The sequence below is a fragment of the Dyadobacter jiangsuensis genome, assembly GCF_003014695.1.
Taxonomy (GTDB): Bacteria; Bacteroidota; Bacteroidia; order Cytophagales; family Spirosomataceae; genus Dyadobacter; species Dyadobacter jiangsuensis.
In genome coordinates, this window is sequence record NZ_PYAS01000010.1 from 146,475 (window position 1) to 163,591 (window position 17,117).

General features: G+C 52.3%; 10 protein-coding genes. 8 read left to right on the plus strand and 2 right to left on the minus strand.

The annotated features are described in order from the left end of the window. Window positions 1–59: 59 nt before the first annotated feature. Window positions 60–1,226, minus strand: coding sequence for a substrate-binding domain-containing protein (locus tag CLV60_RS20795; protein WP_106597307.1), 1,167 nt, complete (start codon window positions 1,224–1,226; stop codon window positions 60–62). A 340-nt stretch (window positions 1,227–1,566) separates the two neighbouring features. On the opposite strand from CLV60_RS20795, the gene CLV60_RS20800 reads away from it, so the two are divergent. From CLV60_RS20800 to CLV60_RS20830, 7 genes are all read left to right on the plus strand, one after another. Continuing rightward, window positions 1,567–4,590: a SusC/RagA family TonB-linked outer membrane protein gene (locus CLV60_RS20800; RefSeq protein ID WP_106597446.1), complete on the plus strand. Its 3,024-nt coding sequence runs from the start codon at window positions 1,567–1,569 to the stop codon at window positions 4,588–4,590. A 33-nt stretch (window positions 4,591–4,623) separates the two neighbouring features. Then, complete coding sequence (locus CLV60_RS20805) at window positions 4,624–6,117, plus strand: RagB/SusD family nutrient uptake outer membrane protein (RefSeq protein WP_106597308.1); 1,494 nt, start codon at window positions 4,624–4,626, stop codon at window positions 6,115–6,117. A 73-nt stretch (window positions 6,118–6,190) separates the two neighbouring features. After that, entirely contained in the window at window positions 6,191–7,123 is a 933-nt protein-coding gene (locus CLV60_RS20810) for a hypothetical protein (protein WP_106597309.1), read from the plus strand. Window positions 7,124–7,350: 227 nt separating this feature from the next. Then, a complete protein-coding gene (locus CLV60_RS20815) occupies window positions 7,351–9,114 on the plus strand; it encodes an FAD-dependent oxidoreductase (protein WP_374755654.1) in 1,764 nt (587 codons plus the stop codon). Window positions 9,115–9,133: 19 nt separating this feature from the next. Continuing rightward, on the plus strand, window positions 9,134–10,165 hold the full coding sequence (locus tag CLV60_RS20820) for an FAD:protein FMN transferase (protein ID WP_229211069.1): 1,032 nt from the start codon (window positions 9,134–9,136) through the stop codon (window positions 10,163–10,165). Continuing rightward, window positions 10,162–12,738 carry a glycoside hydrolase family protein gene (locus CLV60_RS20825; protein WP_106597311.1) on the plus strand — a complete coding sequence of 859 codons (2,577 nt, stop codon included), beginning with the start codon at window positions 10,162–10,164 and terminating at the stop codon, window positions 12,736–12,738. Before CLV60_RS20820 ends, CLV60_RS20825 begins: the two co-directional genes overlap by 4 nt. Before the next feature lie 9 nt (window positions 12,739–12,747). Next, the gene (locus tag CLV60_RS20830; protein WP_106597312.1) at window positions 12,748–14,457 is read left to right on the plus strand and encodes a sodium:solute symporter family protein; all 1,710 of its coding nucleotides are present in this window, start codon (window positions 12,748–12,750) and stop codon (window positions 14,455–14,457) included. 275 nt (window positions 14,458–14,732) lie between these two features. On the opposite strand, the gene CLV60_RS20835 is transcribed toward CLV60_RS20830, so the two are convergent. Further along, window positions 14,733–14,969, minus strand: a complete 237-nt coding sequence (locus CLV60_RS20835; protein WP_106597313.1) for a DUF8507 family protein — start codon at window positions 14,967–14,969, stop codon at window positions 14,733–14,735. A gap of 79 nt (window positions 14,970–15,048) precedes the next feature. Between CLV60_RS20835 and CLV60_RS20840 the strand changes: the two genes are divergently transcribed. Then, entirely contained in the window at window positions 15,049–17,109 is a 2,061-nt protein-coding gene (locus CLV60_RS20840) for a glycoside hydrolase family 2 protein (protein WP_106597448.1), read from the plus strand. Window positions 17,110–17,117: the final 8 nt, after the last annotated feature.

Below are 17,117 nucleotides of genomic sequence, written 5' to 3' on the forward strand. Positions count from 1 at the left end.
TTAGGTGTGTATGGATAAACTTCCTTTAAAATTAAACCTTAAATACCTGCTTTCCAAACCTACCCACGCCTCCTTGACGACCCGCGCACAACCAATTCCGTGCTCAAAACCCGCTTCTCGTTCACGATAATCTCCTCCGCATCTACCAGCTGTAAAACCCATTCTGCGGTCGTGCGGCCGATTTGCATGGTGGGCTGACGGACCGTGGTGAGGCCGGGGCCGATGTAGGCGGATTCGGCATTGTCGCTGAAACCTACTACTCCGAGTTCATCGGGAATGGAGATACCTTTTTCCATCGCCATCAGCATGATTTCGATGGCAGAAGAGTCGTTAACAGCGAAAATCGCGTCGGGCCGGTCGGCGAGATCGAGGAGGTATTGCCCGTAAATGCGGGCTTTCTGCTGGGTGAGCATCCCCTGGATGATCAGCTGGTCCTGAATAGGTTTGCCGTACTTCTCCATCGCCGCGCGGTAGCCACGCAGACGCTCCTGACTCACTTGTAACGTGAGCGGCCCGCCGAGGTGTGCAATGCGTTCGTAACCATTCAGAATGAGGTGTTCGACAGCTTTAAACGAAGCCTCGAAATCATTCACGACTACTTTCGGCACGTCGATCTGGTCACATACCCGGTTGAACTGGATGAGCGGAATACCGCGCTTGGCGAACAGGCTGAGGTGGTCAAAATTATTGGTTTCCTGCGTAAGCGAAATGAGCAGCCCGTCGATCCGGTTTGCCAGCATTGCCTTGGTATTCGAGATCTCTACCTGGTATGATTCATTACTCTGCATAATGGTGAGGTTATACCCGGCCTCCGTCAGCACCTCGTGGGCACCGATGATCACATTCGGAAAAAACTGATTCTGGAATTCCGGAACGATCATTCCAATTGTATTCGTCCTGCTCTTCACCAGATTGTACGCCAGCTGATTGGGCTGATAATCGAGTTGGGCTGCTTTATCGAGCACTGCCTGGCGCGTCTCGGGGCTGATATCCGCGTGTCCGTGTAACGCGCGCGAGACGGTCGAGTTGGACACGCCCAGCGATTTGGCAATATCTATGATCGTCGTCTGGTGCCGTTTACGCTTCACCAGCGACTCGATCGAATCGTCCTTTTCCGAATGGGTAAAATAGTAGTTGCACCATTTGCACAGATACCGCTGCTTGCCTCTCACATAACCCGCCTTCATGATGCCGTCCACCTGCGCGCACTTCACACACTGAATCATAAACCTTGTACTTTTTAAATAAAATCCCCTTTCAACATCTCTATACCTCTCCATTTCTACCCGTCTTACAAAAATATAAAAATCTCCTATTAATCATCAGCAAAACCATATATCGGTATCGTTTCCGCAAACGTTACCGATACTTTTTGTTCAATTCCCGGAAATTTATGCGCTAAAACCACACGTCAATCGCCTCTTAACGCCGCTATATTTAGGTAGAAGCCGCCATTTAGCCCGGTTATTCAGAAGTACGGATAGTCGGCGCCCATGCCGTTTCAGTGTTACAAAATTGTACTATTTCAATTTTACCATTTTGAATCAAACCCTAATTTTTACCTACATGAAGAAAAAAATACGTGACTTGTTCCTGCTCAGCCTCCTGTGCCTGGGCATTACGCAGTCGTTGCTCGCTCAAAACGTGACAGTGAAAGGCAAAGTGACCGACGAAAAGGGCGAAATGATTCCCGGCGCAAGCGTGACTGTCAAAGGCTCTCAGCAAGGAACACTTACAGACGCGGAAGGTGTGTACTCCATCGATGTGGCGGGTAATGCGACGCTCGTATTCTCATTCCTGGGCTATCTGAAAGAAGAGGTGGCCGTATCGAACCGCTCGACCATTGACGTTTCGCTCAAAACCGACACCAAAGCATTGGAAGAAGTGGTCGTGGTGGGCTACGGTACACAGCGCAAAGTCGAAACAACGGGCTCCATTGCCTCCGTGAAGGCGGAAGACCTCGTGCAAACGCCCGTCGCAAACATCGCGCAGGGCTTGCAGGCACGTGTAGCAGGGGTGCAGATCAACCAGAACTCCGGCTCTCCGGGCGGGAACATCAGCGTGCGTATCCGTGGTACCAACTCCATTAACGGTTCCTCGGAGCCTCTATACGTCATCGACGGTATTCAAATATCGAACGGCGGCGGCATTACCGACGTCAGCCCGCTTTCGACTATCAACCCCAATGACATTGAGTCGGTTGAAGTCCTGAAAGATGCATCCGCTTCCGCTATTTATGGAGCGAGAGCTGCCAACGGCGTAATCCTGATTACTACTAAACGGGGTAAAAATGGGACCACACGGGTAACATATGACGGCTATTATGGCTCACAAAAGGTGAATAAGACACTGGACGTGCTCAATGCGTCACAGTTTGCCCAGCTTGAAAACGAAGTATTTAAGAACAATTACTACCCGGATCCGGCGTCGCTCGGCGAGGGCGTGAACTGGCAAAAACTGATTTTCCGGAAAGCCCCTATTCAAAACCATCAGCTTTCGATTAATGGCGGCAGCGAAAAGACGCAACTGGCTATATCACTCAACTATTTCGACCAGGACGGGACGCTGATCGGCTCTCAATTTCAGCGCTATTCCTACCGCCTGAACCTCGACCACCGCATTAGTAAAAACGTAAAAGTAGGGACGAGCATCCTGGGCAGCTACTCCATTTCGAACGGTATCCAGACGGGCGGTACCAACATCGGTGACGGCGGCGCCGTACTTTCTTCCGTTCTCGGAGCGGCAATCGGAGCGCCTCCTACCCTGCAACCTTACCGTGCCGACGGCTCCATTTTCCCCTTCGGCGAACAAGCCGGCGGCCAGTATCGCGAGGTTGTCAATCCGTTGAATTTCTCGGCGGTCCTCAACAAACGTTCAATCAAACGGACGCTGGCCAACATTTACGGCGAAGTATCGCTTTTCAAAGGGCTTACGTACCGCGCGTCGTTCAACATCGACCAGAAGGGCGAGCTTTTCGACGGCTATTCGCCGCGTTCGATCGTCAACAAAAGCGACCTGAACGACAATTCCGGCTCCGGTACCAAAGCGAATTCCAATTACCTGGCATTGCTTCATGAAAGCATTTTGACATATAGCACCACTTTTGCTAAAAACCATTCTTTCAAAGCCACTGCCGTATTTGGTACGCAGCTTGAACAAGGCAATTCCAACACAATGAATGCGACGGGATTCCCGAATGATGCGACCAGAAACGAAGCAATGCAGCTCGCATTAACCCGCACCATCAGCAGCGGCAGGAGCAGCCAACGACTCGACTCCTACATGGCGCGTGTGAATTACGGCTTCAAGGACAAGTTCTTTATCGACGTCACCGCCCGTGCCGATGGTTCGAGCAAGTTCGGGGCGAATCATAAATACGGGGTTTTCCCGGCGGTATCAGCCGCTTACCGGATCATCGAGGAGCCTTTTATGAAGGATATCAGCTGGCTTTCCGATTTCAAACTGCGCGGTAGCTACGGCATCACGGGGAATGCAGGCGGGATTGACCCTTATCAGTCACTTGCTACGGTGGCTTCCGGCAACAGTTACATGATTAACCACACCTACGTAACAGGTATCGAACCGACGGGCATCGCTAACCCGGATTTGCGCTGGGAGCGGTCGAAACAAGCCAACATCGGCGTAGACATCAGCCTGCTGAACAACCGGATCAGCATTATCGCTGACGTTTACCACAAGAAAACGGATGATCTCCTTTATGTGAAAACACTTCCGCTGAGCTCGGGCTATGGCGCCATTACCGGAAACTTCGCCGCGCTGCAAAACAAAGGCCTCGAACTGGCGGTGAATGCACGTATTCTGGATGGCAAACTTAAATGGGACGTTTCAGCCAATGCGACAATCAACCGCAACAAGGTGCTCGGTCTGGATGGCGGCATTACCACCGAGCGCTTCATGACAACCTACACGATCCTCAAAGTCGGACAGCCGCTCGGTATGTTCAAAACGTATGTTTTCGACGGTGTTAATCAAACCGGTGAAACCATTTTGCCAGGTTATGACGGCCGCCTGGGCGGTCACAAAGTAAAGGACGTAACCGGTGACGGCCAGATAACCGCAGCGGACCAGGTTATCGTGGGCAACCCGAACCCTAAGTTCATCTACGGTTTTTCCACTAACCTATCCTACGCCGGTTTCGACCTTGCCGCATTCGTATCGGGCTCGCAGGGCAACGATATCTACAACGCCAGCCGTCTGTCGTTCGAAAATCCGCTGGGCCAGCGCAACCTGTTGGCCGGGGTAGCCAACCGCTGGTCGCCGACCAATCCCAGCAATCAGTACGTGAGTGGTTTCCAGGGGGGCCGGCTGCCTATTTCCAATTATGTGGTGGAAAACGGCTCTTACCTCCGCTGCAAAAACCTGACGCTGGGCTACACGGTGCCGCGGTTCAAGGGTGTGCAAGGCATCCGCCTGTACGTGAGCGCGAATAACCTGTTCACAATCACCAAATACAGCGGCTATGATCCTGAGGTAAATACCTACGCGGGTTCCAATACGGTAATCGGGGTCGACAACTTCGTATACCCGCAGTCCAAATCATTCCTGGGTGGTATCCAGGTTACATTCTGATCCACGCAAAATCCTCTTGGAGTCCCATTTGATATGAAAAAGCTACTAAAAATAACGACATACCTCAGCGCTGCCGGCATCGCGCTGCTCGCTCCTTCCTGCCAGCTGGACGAAACGATTTATTCATCCATTTACACGGAAGATTTCTATAAAACGGCTGCTGACGCAGAAAAAGGGCTGGTCTCAGCTTACGGCGCATTGGGCGGCCTGGGCGGCGGCCCCGCGCTAACGCTCATCGCAGATTTCAGCGACGACCAGACCTACCCGCGCGGGGTAGTAGGCCGTAACACGCTGACGTTATTCACTTACGACGTGAATTACACGACTCAGAAAAGTAACGCACGGACCAACGAATCGCCTCAGCAGATCTGGGCCTCATGCTACAACGGTATCGAAAAGGCCAACTGGGTGATTGCCAAAGTACCCGGCGCGAATATGGACGAAACCCGTAAGAAACAGATCATCGGCGAGGCGTATTTCCTGCGGGCGTTTTACCACTGGCTCCTGGCTAAGAATTTCGGAGATGTTCCGGTTAAAATCACCCCGAGCTACACCGAGGAGGAAGCATTGACTGCCAAAAGCCCCAAAGCCGATGTTTACAAACAGATTTATGCCGATCTCGACCAGGCATTAGCTGCCGGACTGCCGTCGTACCCGACTGTCGACAAGGGACGTGTTGCTAAAGAGGTCGTGAGTGCATTATACGCGAAAGCAGCGCTTTATAATGAGGATTGGGCCAAAGCATTGGAAAAAGCCAAAGAGGTGATCAACTCCGGCAAATATTCGCTGGTTCCGGATGTCCGTGATGTTTACAAATACGACAAGGAAGACGCATCACGTGTCGAGAATATGTGGGCCTATGAAGCCGACCCCGTTTCTCCGGGCCTTGGGCACCAGCTCACCGGGCTTTGCGGCCCTCCGGGAAGCGCCGGCCCTGAGTTTGCCCGCACTTCGTTCGGTTCGATGTTTGCATACCAGGCTTTCTTCAACTCGTTTGATCCCGCAGATAAGCGACGCACGCTGCTGGATACCAACTATGTAAATAAAGCTGGCGCTATTGTACCGCAAAAGAGCATTACGCCGATTACTACCAAAGGCGTGCTGATCAAGAAGTATCAGGATCCTGTTTCGACGGTCGGCCTGATCCCGAACATCCCGATCTTCCGGCTTCCCGATATGTACCTCATCGCGGCAGAAGCCGAGGCGCGGCTGAACGGCGCTACGGCGGTTGCTTACGATTTCATCAATCCTGTGCGGAAACGTGCAGGCCTGGCGGACCTGAAAACCGGCCTCGCCAAAGACGCATTCATCGACGCGGTCTTGCAGGAGCGCGCGTGGGAGTTCTTCGCCGAGGGCGACCGCTGGTATGATCTCACCCGTACCGGCAAATTCCTGACCGTGATCCCGAAAGCCGTGAACGATGTTTACCCGACCCGTAACGTCACCGCCAAAAACAAGTATTTCCCTATTCCGCAGGACGAAATCAATGCGAATCCGAAGCTGGAACAGAACCCTGACTGGAAGTAGCACGGGTGCATAAGGAGGCTCCCGCTGAGCCCCGGAGGGGCTTCCTTACGATGCCAAAACGATAAACAAAACAATGATTCAACTAATGCTTTTGTTCTCACTATGCTGTAATTCCCCAAACCGGGAAGGTCGCATTCGTGAATACAAAATCACCGAGAACGATACACTCAGCTACACCCTGAAACTCGCGCTCGACGAAAAGGGACAGCCGCAATACTTTTTCAGAAATATCTTCACACCGGTTTGCTATACCAATGAATGCAAACCGGTGTATATCAATTTTTATTGGGACCTGCTGGGCAACTACGAACGCTACGACCTGCCGGAAGGCAAAGTGCTGACGAAAGTCGACCACGATGAATTCAAGGAAGAGGATTATCAGAAATTGCAGGACATTCTCGCCCAGAACAACTCCATTTTCGCAGACCTCAAAATGGAGGACCTGATCGCCAAAGGCACCGATAACCTGACAGACTCCGTCGATGCAAAAGCCGGCGCCACTTTGAAAACCATTAAAAACCAGGTGATCGACGGGGCGGTCTATACCTGCTACACGCTTTGGCATATTGCATACGGCAAAGCGGTACCCGAAATGCAGAAAATCATCGAAACCTATTCGAGCGACGCATTACTCCACCGGTTTCTGGAAAGCAAAAATCATCATTACCAATACTGGGCCATGGCGAAAGTGATGGATGCTGGCGGCACGGTGAAAAAGCCTTTTGAAAAGGATATTGAAACGATTATCGCCGGCAAGAATGGCTTTATCGCCAAATATGCATTACAACATGTCGGAAACGATTTTTTCAAAACGGAGCAAAGACAGAACTGGCTTTGGGAAACCTATCAGAAAACAGGTTATGCCATGCAAATAGCCATTCTAAAAAAGCTGGACACCGGCAACATAAAAACCTCGAATTCACTGGCAGCCAACTTGCAATCCAGCCTGCCCAATGCCAATGAAGAACAAACTCTACTAATCCAAAAAATCTTACAGAAACCATGAACATCCTTCAAATCCCCGGACTAAAGTCCGGGGCAATAGATAGTGAATTGCCTCCGGCAATATTTGCAAAGACAACATTACCGGAGGCAATTCAATCCCCTTGCCCCGGGTTTCAATCCCTTTGCCCCGGGTTTCAATCCCCTTGCCCCGGGTTTCAATCCCCTTGCCCCGGGTTTCAACCCGGGGATTTGAGGAAGTTGCTGATAGCTATTGTTTTAATATTTCTGATGTTTCCGGTTCTGGCCCAGAATCATGTTTTTGTTGAAACAGAATCTTTTGAGGACAAGGGCGGCTGGGTGATCGACCAGCAATCTTTCGTGGTCATGAATTCATCCTACATCATGGCGCATGGTATGGGCCGGCCGGTGAAGGATGCCGCCACGTCTGTCAAATTTCCCAAAACGGGGAAGTACCATTTGTGGGTTCGCACCAAAGACTGGGCACCTTTTCCGAAAGGGCCGGGCAAGTTTCAGGTGCTTGTAGATGGTAAGTCCGTAGGCCAAACCTTCGGTGAAAGTGGCTCGGATGCCTGGAAATGGTACGATGGCGGCGTGATCGACATTAAAAATGCCAACACAAAGCTCGCATTGAAAGACCTTACCGGCTTCAATGGCCGCTGCGATGCATTGCTTTTCACCGACGACCTGAAATTCACCCCACCGAATGAGCTGGAAGCATTAACCGCATTCCGCAGGAAACTCCTCAACCTGACCGACAAACCCCAGGATGTCGGCCGGTACGACCTCGTGGTGGTAGGCGGCGGCATTGCGGGCACTTGCGCGGCTATCTCCGCAGCGCGGATGGGCCTTACCGTGGCGCTGATCCAGGACCGGCCCGTGCTCGGCGGTAACAACAGTTCGGAAGTACGGGTGCATTTGATGGGCGATGTGGACAAAAACCATTATCCCAAGCTCGGCCGCATTGTGCGCGAAATGGATAACGGCGACCCCGGCAACGGTAACCCCGATGCGAAAGAATATGGTGATGCGCGCAAAATCTCCATTGTAAAAGCTGAAAAAAACATTTCGCTATTCCTGAACACCCACGTTTTTAAAGTAGAAAAAGAGAACGACATTATTACGGCGGTAGTGGGTCGCGACATTGCCACCAACCAGGAACGCCGCTTTTCCGGCTCGTTCTTCTCGGACTGCACGGGCGATGGCACGGTCGGTTTCCTTGCCGGTGCGGAGTTCCGTATGGGCCGCGAAAGCAAAGCCGAAACCGGCGAGTCGCTGGCGGCGGAAAAGAGCGACGATTTCACTTTGGGAACCTCCAATCTGTGGGCTTCCGTGGATCGCGACACGGTTTCGTCCTTTCCCGAGACACCCTGGGCGATGCAGTTTTCAGATGAATACCATATCGACGAGCCGAAGTCGGACTGGCAATGGGAAACCGGTTTCGGCAATTTCAATACGATTACCCAGGCCGAACAGATCCGCGACCATAACCTGCGCGCCATTTACGGCAACTGGTCCTATTTGAAAAAGAATAAGGCGGCCAAATACGGCAAGAAAGACCTGGCCTGGGTGGCTTACATCGGCGGCAAACGCGAATCGCGCCGCATTATCGGCGACTATGTCCTGAACCAGATGGATATTCAGGAAGGCAAGTTCTACCCCGACGGCTCGGTAACAGCCACCTGGACGATCGACCTGCATTTTCCAGATGCCAAAAACAGCAAGTACTTCGAAGGCCAGGAGTTTTTCGCGGGTACCAAGCACATCAAAGTGGCGCCCTACACGATTCCCTACCGCTGTCTTTATTCCAAAAACATCCAGAACCTCTTCATGGCCGGCCGGAACATCAGCACCACGCACGTGGCGTTCGGGAGCACCCGCGTGATGCGCACATGCGGGATGATGGGCGAAGTCGTGGGATTTGCCTCGTACATCGCGGCTAAATACAAAACCAGCCCCCGAGGCGTGTACAAAGACCATTTACCTGAATTAACCGGCATTCTCAAAGGCGAAACGCTCGCCCCACAACCGTGATTTTGCATTGAATAGTCTTGTGATACATATTGCCGGAGTAATATCCTCGCTTCTCCTGATGCTGCCGTTGGTAACAATGGCGGCTCCGGTGAAGGATACCGCCATGATCACCATTAACGGCGAGGCGCAGGGCACCACGTATCACATCCGCTATTTCGACGTCCAAAAGCGCAACTTCAAGCATTCGATCGATTCCATTTTGGTTCAATTCGACAAATGCCTTTCCCTATACCGTACTGATTCCGAGCTTTCTGCATTCAACAGAAGGGCAAAGCATGGGAATGCACCGCATATGTTCCGTTCGCAGTGGTTTTATGAGGTTTTGGTTAAATCAAAAGAAATCTATGAAGCGACCGGCGGCGCTTTTGACCCGACGATCATGCCGCTTTCGGAGGCTTATGGTTTTGGGCTTAAAAAGAATGTTGATCCGGAGAATGTGAACGTAGACTCATTGCTGCAATTCATTGGTTTTAAACAAATTGATTTCAATCAGGCCGAAGTAAAAGGCCGACCGGGCGTGAAGCTGGACTTCAATGGCATTGCGCAGGGCTATTCGGTCGATATCCTCGGTGCATTCCTGAAAAGCCGTGGTATCGATCGTTTCATGGTCGAAATCGGCGGGGAAGTGCTGTGCTCGGGGACTAAAAACGGGGGTACAGCCTGGGTGACGGGCATCGAAAACCCACTGAAACCTGCCGCATTAGCGGCGACGGTAACACTCACCGACCGCGCCATGACCACCGCAGGCAATTACCACAACCACATTATCCGCAACGGCATTACCTACAACCATATCATCGACCCGCGCTCGGGCGATCCGCGCACAGGCTCTATGGAGCAAACCCCGCTGCTGAGCGTGACCGTGTTTGCCAACGACGCTATGACCGCCGACGGTTACGACACTGCCTTCTTCGTGATGGGCCCCGAAGCGACCAAAACCTTTTTGAAAAACCGGAAAGATATCGACGTGTACATGCTTTACACCAATGAGGAAGGGCATTTAATGTCCTATGCTACCGACGGTATTAAAGAATTTATCCAGGAAAAATGAAACGAATAACCCTACTACTCCCGATTTTACTCAGCACTCTGACCATTTTGCAGGCCCATGCCCAGCGGACCGTCGTGAAGTCGTTAGCTAACAATGCGATCCGCATACAATGGCGCCAAATCGACGGCGGATTGAAGCTCGAAGAGGTTTCCTTGAAGCAAAACGACCGCTGGACGAAGACCATTCCTCCTTCCGGCGAATACACATTGCTCTATTCCGAAACCAAACCTTCGACCGAATCTGCCGAAACTTTTGAGAAAATTACCGGCGGAAAATTTCCCGAAGATGCCTACCATTACCAGCAAACGCAATGGAAAGAAAGCACCACTGGCGTAGCGCTCAATACGGCCGGGCAAGCCTTTCATTTCTACCCTCAAACGGGTGAGCTGAAAAACAAAGGATTGGAGTTTAAATCCGAAACCGAGGTAGCAACAGTTATTTCGCATTGGAAGACCGATCCCCGCTTCCCAACGGATATTCTGGTGACGATGACCCTGAATGCCAAAAAAAAGGGGTTTTTCTCACTCGCAACGCCTACGCTGGCCGCATTGCCGGTGAAGCAAATGAGTTGGGTGTCGGTACCGGGCTACTTCCAAGGCAATTTTATGCAAAAGAACTTTGCACTGGCCTATGCCTACGGCCACGGGATACCCGACCGCCCGGTCGTTTACCGCGAGCGGTGCGCCTCCACGCTGAGCCCGCTAATGAGCAGCAAGGATGGATTTACGCTGTCGGTCGTTCCTGAGCCAGGCCTCGCACGTGACCCGTGGGCGAAAGACCAGATTACGCAAATCGACTGGCACTTGGGAATTTCCCACATGAACCGCAAGGGGGAGCTTTCCCCTACCCTATACTACCCGGTGCTGGGCGAAGAAAAGTCGGAAATGGAGCCTGGGCAATCAATTTCCTACACCTTCCGATATAGCCTTATCGCAGGCGACTGGTTCCAGGCTACCAAACATGCGGCTATCGACATTTACAAATTCCGCGAGACACTCGCACTGCGTCAGAGCAAGCAGGCATTGACCGACCGCATCGAAAAGATGCACCATTACCTCACCGATCCGAAAACCTCGCTCTGGAACATCGAGGAGTTCAAAGGCAAGCAAATCGGCGCGCAGTCGTACCTCGGCGGCGTGGTGGGCTCTGACAAGGACGCGATGAAAAACTCGGATTACGGCGCCATGTGGATGCTCGCCAATGCGACCCAAGATCCCGAACTGACCCAAAAAGTGCTGCCGCCAGCCGAGAATTTCAAACTCGTCCAACAACAAACAGACCAAGGATTCTTCAAAGGAGCTGTCGAAGGCCAGTACTATTTAGCCAAAAAGAAAAAGTTCGTCGAAGAATGGGGTGAGGTCGTTGAACCTATCGCATTGACCTACTATGTGATGCTCGATGTAGGCAATATGCTCCTTTTCGAACCGGATAATGCGGAACTGAAAGAGCGGCTGCGGATCGGAGCCGAAAAGCTGCTGAGCTGGCAGCGCAAAGACGGCAGCTTCGCCGTGGCTTATGACCGAAAAACGGAGGAGGAGATTTTCAAGGATATTCAGGATGTGCGGCCTACATTTTATGGCCTCATCGTGGCACACCGCATTCTCAAAGACGAGAAATACCTGAAAGCCGCCGAAAAAGGGGCCGAATGGTTTCTCAAAAACGCCGTAGAAACCGGCGCCTTCCTCGGCGTATGCGGGGACGCGCGCTACGCACCCGACTTTGCCACCGGGCAGTCGGCACAGGCATTGCTGGATTTATTTGATTTAACCCAAAACAAAAAGTACCAGGACGCCGCCATTACCTGCGCAAAAATCTACACTTCTTCCATATATACGCACCCTATTGCCGATCACCAGCCTAAAACCGTGAATGGCACCGCCCGCGAGGATTGGGAGATCAGCCAAACCGGCCTCAGCTTTGAGCATGGCGGTATTTTCGGCTCCGCCACACGGCACGGACCTATCCAGCTCGCGAGTCACGCGGGGATGTTTATCCGCATTTATCAGCTTACGGGAGACCAGTTCTTCGCCGATATGGCGCGTGCGGCGGCCATTGGCCGTGATGCATTTGTGGACAGCAAAACCAGCGTCGCTTCCTATTACTGGAACGCCATGAACCGCGGAGCCGGCCCTTACCCGCACCATGCCTGGTGGCAGATCGGCTGGATTACCGACTACCTGCTTTCGGAAGCCGCATTGCGCTCCAACGGCAAAGTCACATTTCCCCGGGGCTTTGTAACACCAAAAGTGGGCCCGCACCAGACGTACGGCTTCGCACCGGGTGATGTCTTTGGCGACAAGGCTAACCTGATTATCAAAGAAGGTTTCGCAGTGGCGGACAGCCCGTCCATCGATCCCATTATTTCAAAATCTACTACCCAAAATACTTACTACGTGACGCTGCTCAACAACAGCCCGCAGCCGACGGCATTCAACCTGAAAATCGATCACGGCAAAGCTTCGGAAAACAACGTTGCCGCAACCATGAAATGGGCCGAAACGAATCAGAAAGCGGCCATTACCAATATTAAACTGCCCGCCTTCGGTAGCCGGACGCTTCAAATTAACTATTAAACTGCCCTCATGAACAATACCACCGACACCATTGTCATTCTCGTATTCTCCGCATTCGTGATGGGCATTGGGATGCTTTTTGCCCGAACGGGGCGCAACCTTAAATCGTTTTTCGCGGGTGGCGAAGCCGTGCCCTGGTTTATCGGCGGGCTCTCGCTGTTCATGAGCTTTTTCTCGGCCGGTACCTTCGTGGCCTGGGGCTCCATTGCCTACAAACATGGCTGGGTGGCCATTACCATTCAATGGACGATGTGCATCGGCGCGCTGATCACCGCTGTTTACCTCGCCCCGCGCTGGAAACGGACGGGTGCACTCACCGCAGCCGAGTTCATACGCGAGCGGCTCGGGCCGACGGTCCAGAAGACCTACATATTCATTTTCACGCTGGTTTCGGTATTTATCAAGGGTTCGGTGCTGTATCCGGTGGCTAAGCTCGTAAGTGCTTCACTGGACTTGCCGCTGGTACCCTGCACGATTGGCCTGGGGCTATTCATGATCGCCTACACCGCTGTGGGAGGCCTTTGGGCCGTTATGGTGACCGACATCCTGCAATTTGTGGTACTGTCCGCCGCGGTATTCATTCTGCTGCCGCTTTCATTTAATAAAGTCGGCGGCTGGGAAGGGTTTACGAATAATATCCCCGATGATTTTTTCAACCTGCTCAATGGCGAATACACGCTCGGTTTCGTGGCCGCATTCGTGATTTACCACATCTGCTATATCGGCGGCAACTGGACGATGGTGCAGCGTTACACAAGCGTCGATAGCGAGAAGTCAGCCAAAAAGGTAGCATTTCTTTTTGCAGGTTTATACCTCATCAGCCCGGTGATCTGGATGTTTCCGCCGATGATTTATAAGGCCATTAACCCCGCACTCACCGGTCTGGACACGGAGAATGCCTACCTCATGATCTGCAAGCTCGTGTTACCTCCCGGCTTGCTAGGCCTGATGCTCACGGGCATGTATTTCTCCACTTCGGCCAGCGCCAACACCGCACTGAACGTGGTTTCAGCCGTTTTCACCAATGACATTTACAAAGGGATGGTCAACCCGGCGGCTTCCGACAAGCAGCTGATCCGCGTTGCGCGTGGCTCGTCGTGGTTTTTCGGGTTGGGGATGATAGGCATTGCATTGCTGGTACCCGCTGCAGGAGGCATTGTAGAAGTGGTGCTCAGCATTTCGGCCATTTCCGGTGGCCCACTGCTCGCACCGCCGCTTTGGGCCTTGTTTTCCAAAAGGCTGAATGGCAGAACGACACTCTGGATTACCGGTATCGGGCTCTGTGTAAACCTGTTTTTTAAAACACTCGCCCCGCTCCTGCTCGACTTCAAGCTCTCGCGCGGCATGGAAACGATCGTGGGTGTCGGCCTTCCGCTATTGCTATTGCTCGCCTACGAATTGTGGGCACGTTCAAAGGATATGACAGCTGACGAATACAACATTTATATGCTTTCGAAAGACCAGCGCAAGCAAGTAGCCGAGAATGCGGACCCGGAAGAGGCATTGGAAATTAAAAAGCAAAACCGTTTTGGCTTGCAAGTGATCGCCGGGGCGCTGCTCTTTACGGCAGTCATGCTCTTCATTCTGAGCTTTTTGACTACGGATGGAACGCTGGTAACGGCTGGGGTGGCGGTGGTGGTATTGATTTCGGCGGCGATACCGTTTTCAGCGGCTCGGAAGGTGGTGTTGGTGAAGGACGAAACGCGGGTAGTAGTGTAAAGAAGTTGGCGCCAGGGTTATCGCGTAACGTCGGCGGCCATCAGCATTGCTGTTACATGCCTACGGCATTTTTGAACAAGAATGGGTCGTCTGGTTCTACCAATATTACATCCCTAGCGGGATTTTACTTGGAAAGGAAACATGGCCACTGCCAGCATTAACAGCAAAACAGAAGTCCCGTTAGGGACACAACATTGGTAGCAATATGGAATGTATCAGAAGAAGTGAAATGCCGTCAGGCATGCAACAACAAAACGAACGAAAAGCAACCGCAACTACATGGATTTCTGGGAGCGCATATGCTCCGATTTCCAGGATTCAATGGTCTGTTCGTCCCAATTATTGGACTCCCAAAGTTGATCTATTTCCATATCAATTTTTCTGGCGAAATAATCGGCCAGCATCTTCCGAATATCCCTCAGTTGATCATCGGAAACATTATAGGCATATAGTTTCAGCAATTCGTTTTGGAGATTGCTCAAACGGGTCGGGGCGGTGTGTGAAGTGGCCATAATGGAAAATGCTTTTTACAAATTAAACAAAATTCAACCTCGAACAAAAACAAAACCCCAAACCGAACAACATCACATAATGAAACGCTTAACCCTATTAACCTTCTCATTATTACTCTCATTAACGTGTACACGCCTCGCAGCGCAACCTGGTGCGGCCCAGCCGAACGCGCCCCAATACCATATCCGCCAACCCAACGCGATACCGCTGCACGGCGAATGGTGGTTCCTGCTTGATCCGGCGGGAGCAGGCATCGCCGCCCAATGGTACCGGGAAGATCTGGCGAAAGAGAACCGCCAGGACAAGGTTACCGTCCCGCATTGCTTTTCAACAGACCCCCGATACGAGTTTTACACCGGTACTGCCTGGTACCGCAAGACTTTCGCCTGGAAAAAAACCACCGGTAAACGGGTAATCCTGCATTTCGACGCTGTTTTTTACAAAAGCAATGTATGGTTGAACGGCCAGAAAATCGGGGAACACGAGGGCGGGTACACTCCGTTCAGCTTCGATGTGACCGGGCAGTTGAAGGACGGCAACAACCTGCTGGTAGTGGCCGTGAATAACGATACCTGGAAAACAAATACGATTCCAGGCCTGAAAGACGGTGGTAATATCAACGACGGCTACCCTGCCTGGGTGAATTATGGCGGCATTATCCGGCCGGTTTATCTGACGATCGAGCCGGAGGTTTATACTGAAAATGTGAAGATCGAGACAACGCCCGATCTGGCGAAAGGTACGGCGGTGGTTAAGGCCAAAATCCGGGTTCGGAATGCATCGTCCGCGGCGGCCACGCCAAAAATCGAGTTGACAATTTTGCAGGACAAAAAGCCTCTGACGCTTCGCTGGAAAACGAAAACGAAAAGCATTCCGGCGGGACAGACGGCCGTGCTCGAAGCTGAAACGGGGCTGACAGCGACGCAAGTGAAGCTTTGGGATCTGGATCAACCCAATCTCTATGAACTGAAAACGGTGGCGGGTGAGGATACGCTGGCCTCGAACTTCGGGATCCGGAAAATTGAAGTGAGCGGTGCACAAATCCTATTGAATGGCAAGCCGTTCAAAGTCGGCGGCGGCAACCGGGTGATCGACTATCCCGGCATGGGCTCACTGGAACCGGATTGGCTGGTTGAAAAGGATTTCCGCCTGATGAAGGAAGCCGGCATGGAGTTCCAGCGCCTGACGCATTACACGCCCTCCGAATATTTCTACGACCTCGCCGACCGCTACGGAATGCTCATCATCACCGAAGCAGGGAACTGGCAGCTTACGCCGAAGCAAATGGACAACGATTCCATGCGCGTGAAGTTCCGCGCTCAGTTCCGCGAGATGGCCGAGCGCGACTGGAACCACCCGAGCGTGATCGCATACAGTGTGGGGAATGAATACGGGTCCACCACAGCCAGCGGCCAGCGCTGGACGAAAGACATGATCGCCTACGCACGCGAGCTCGATCCTACGCGCCTGTACACGTTCGCGAGTATGCTGTTGAATACCCTACCTGAGAAACCGGAGGATGAAGCGAGCCAGTATGTCGATTTTATTTCCACCAATACCTATGGCGGCCATGCCAAATCGCTCGACCATATTCATAAGCTCTACCCTGACAAGCCTGTCTTCATCAGCGAATGGGGAACACGTTCGGACGGCAAAGGCGGCGAAGTGGGGCAGGCGCAGCATTTAAGCGATGTGATGGTGGAAATACGCAAGCGGCCTTTCGTGGTAGGTGCTTCGTGGTGGACTTATAATGATTACCGCAGCAAGCTGTTCGGTACCAACGTGAATGGCTTCCGCCCGTGGGGTATTGTGGGGCCTGACAGGGTGCCAAGGCTGGCCTACCCGGTTCATCAGAAAGAATTTTCGCCGGTGATTATTGAGAAAACAGACTTCCAAACCGGCGACCAGGGCATTCACCAGTTGACCCTCAAAATCACCTCCCGCGGCGATTTCCCGGCCCGATCACTCAAAGGTTATACCCTGAAAGCGGGTGACACGAGCATCGCATTGCCCGACCTGAACCCGGGCGAAAGCAAGGACCTGGTAATTCCTGTGCGCGGGTTTGAAAAGCAAATCCATATCACGGTGATCAAACCGACCGGCTTCATCACCACCCAAACTGACATCGAGCTGAAATAACTATCTGC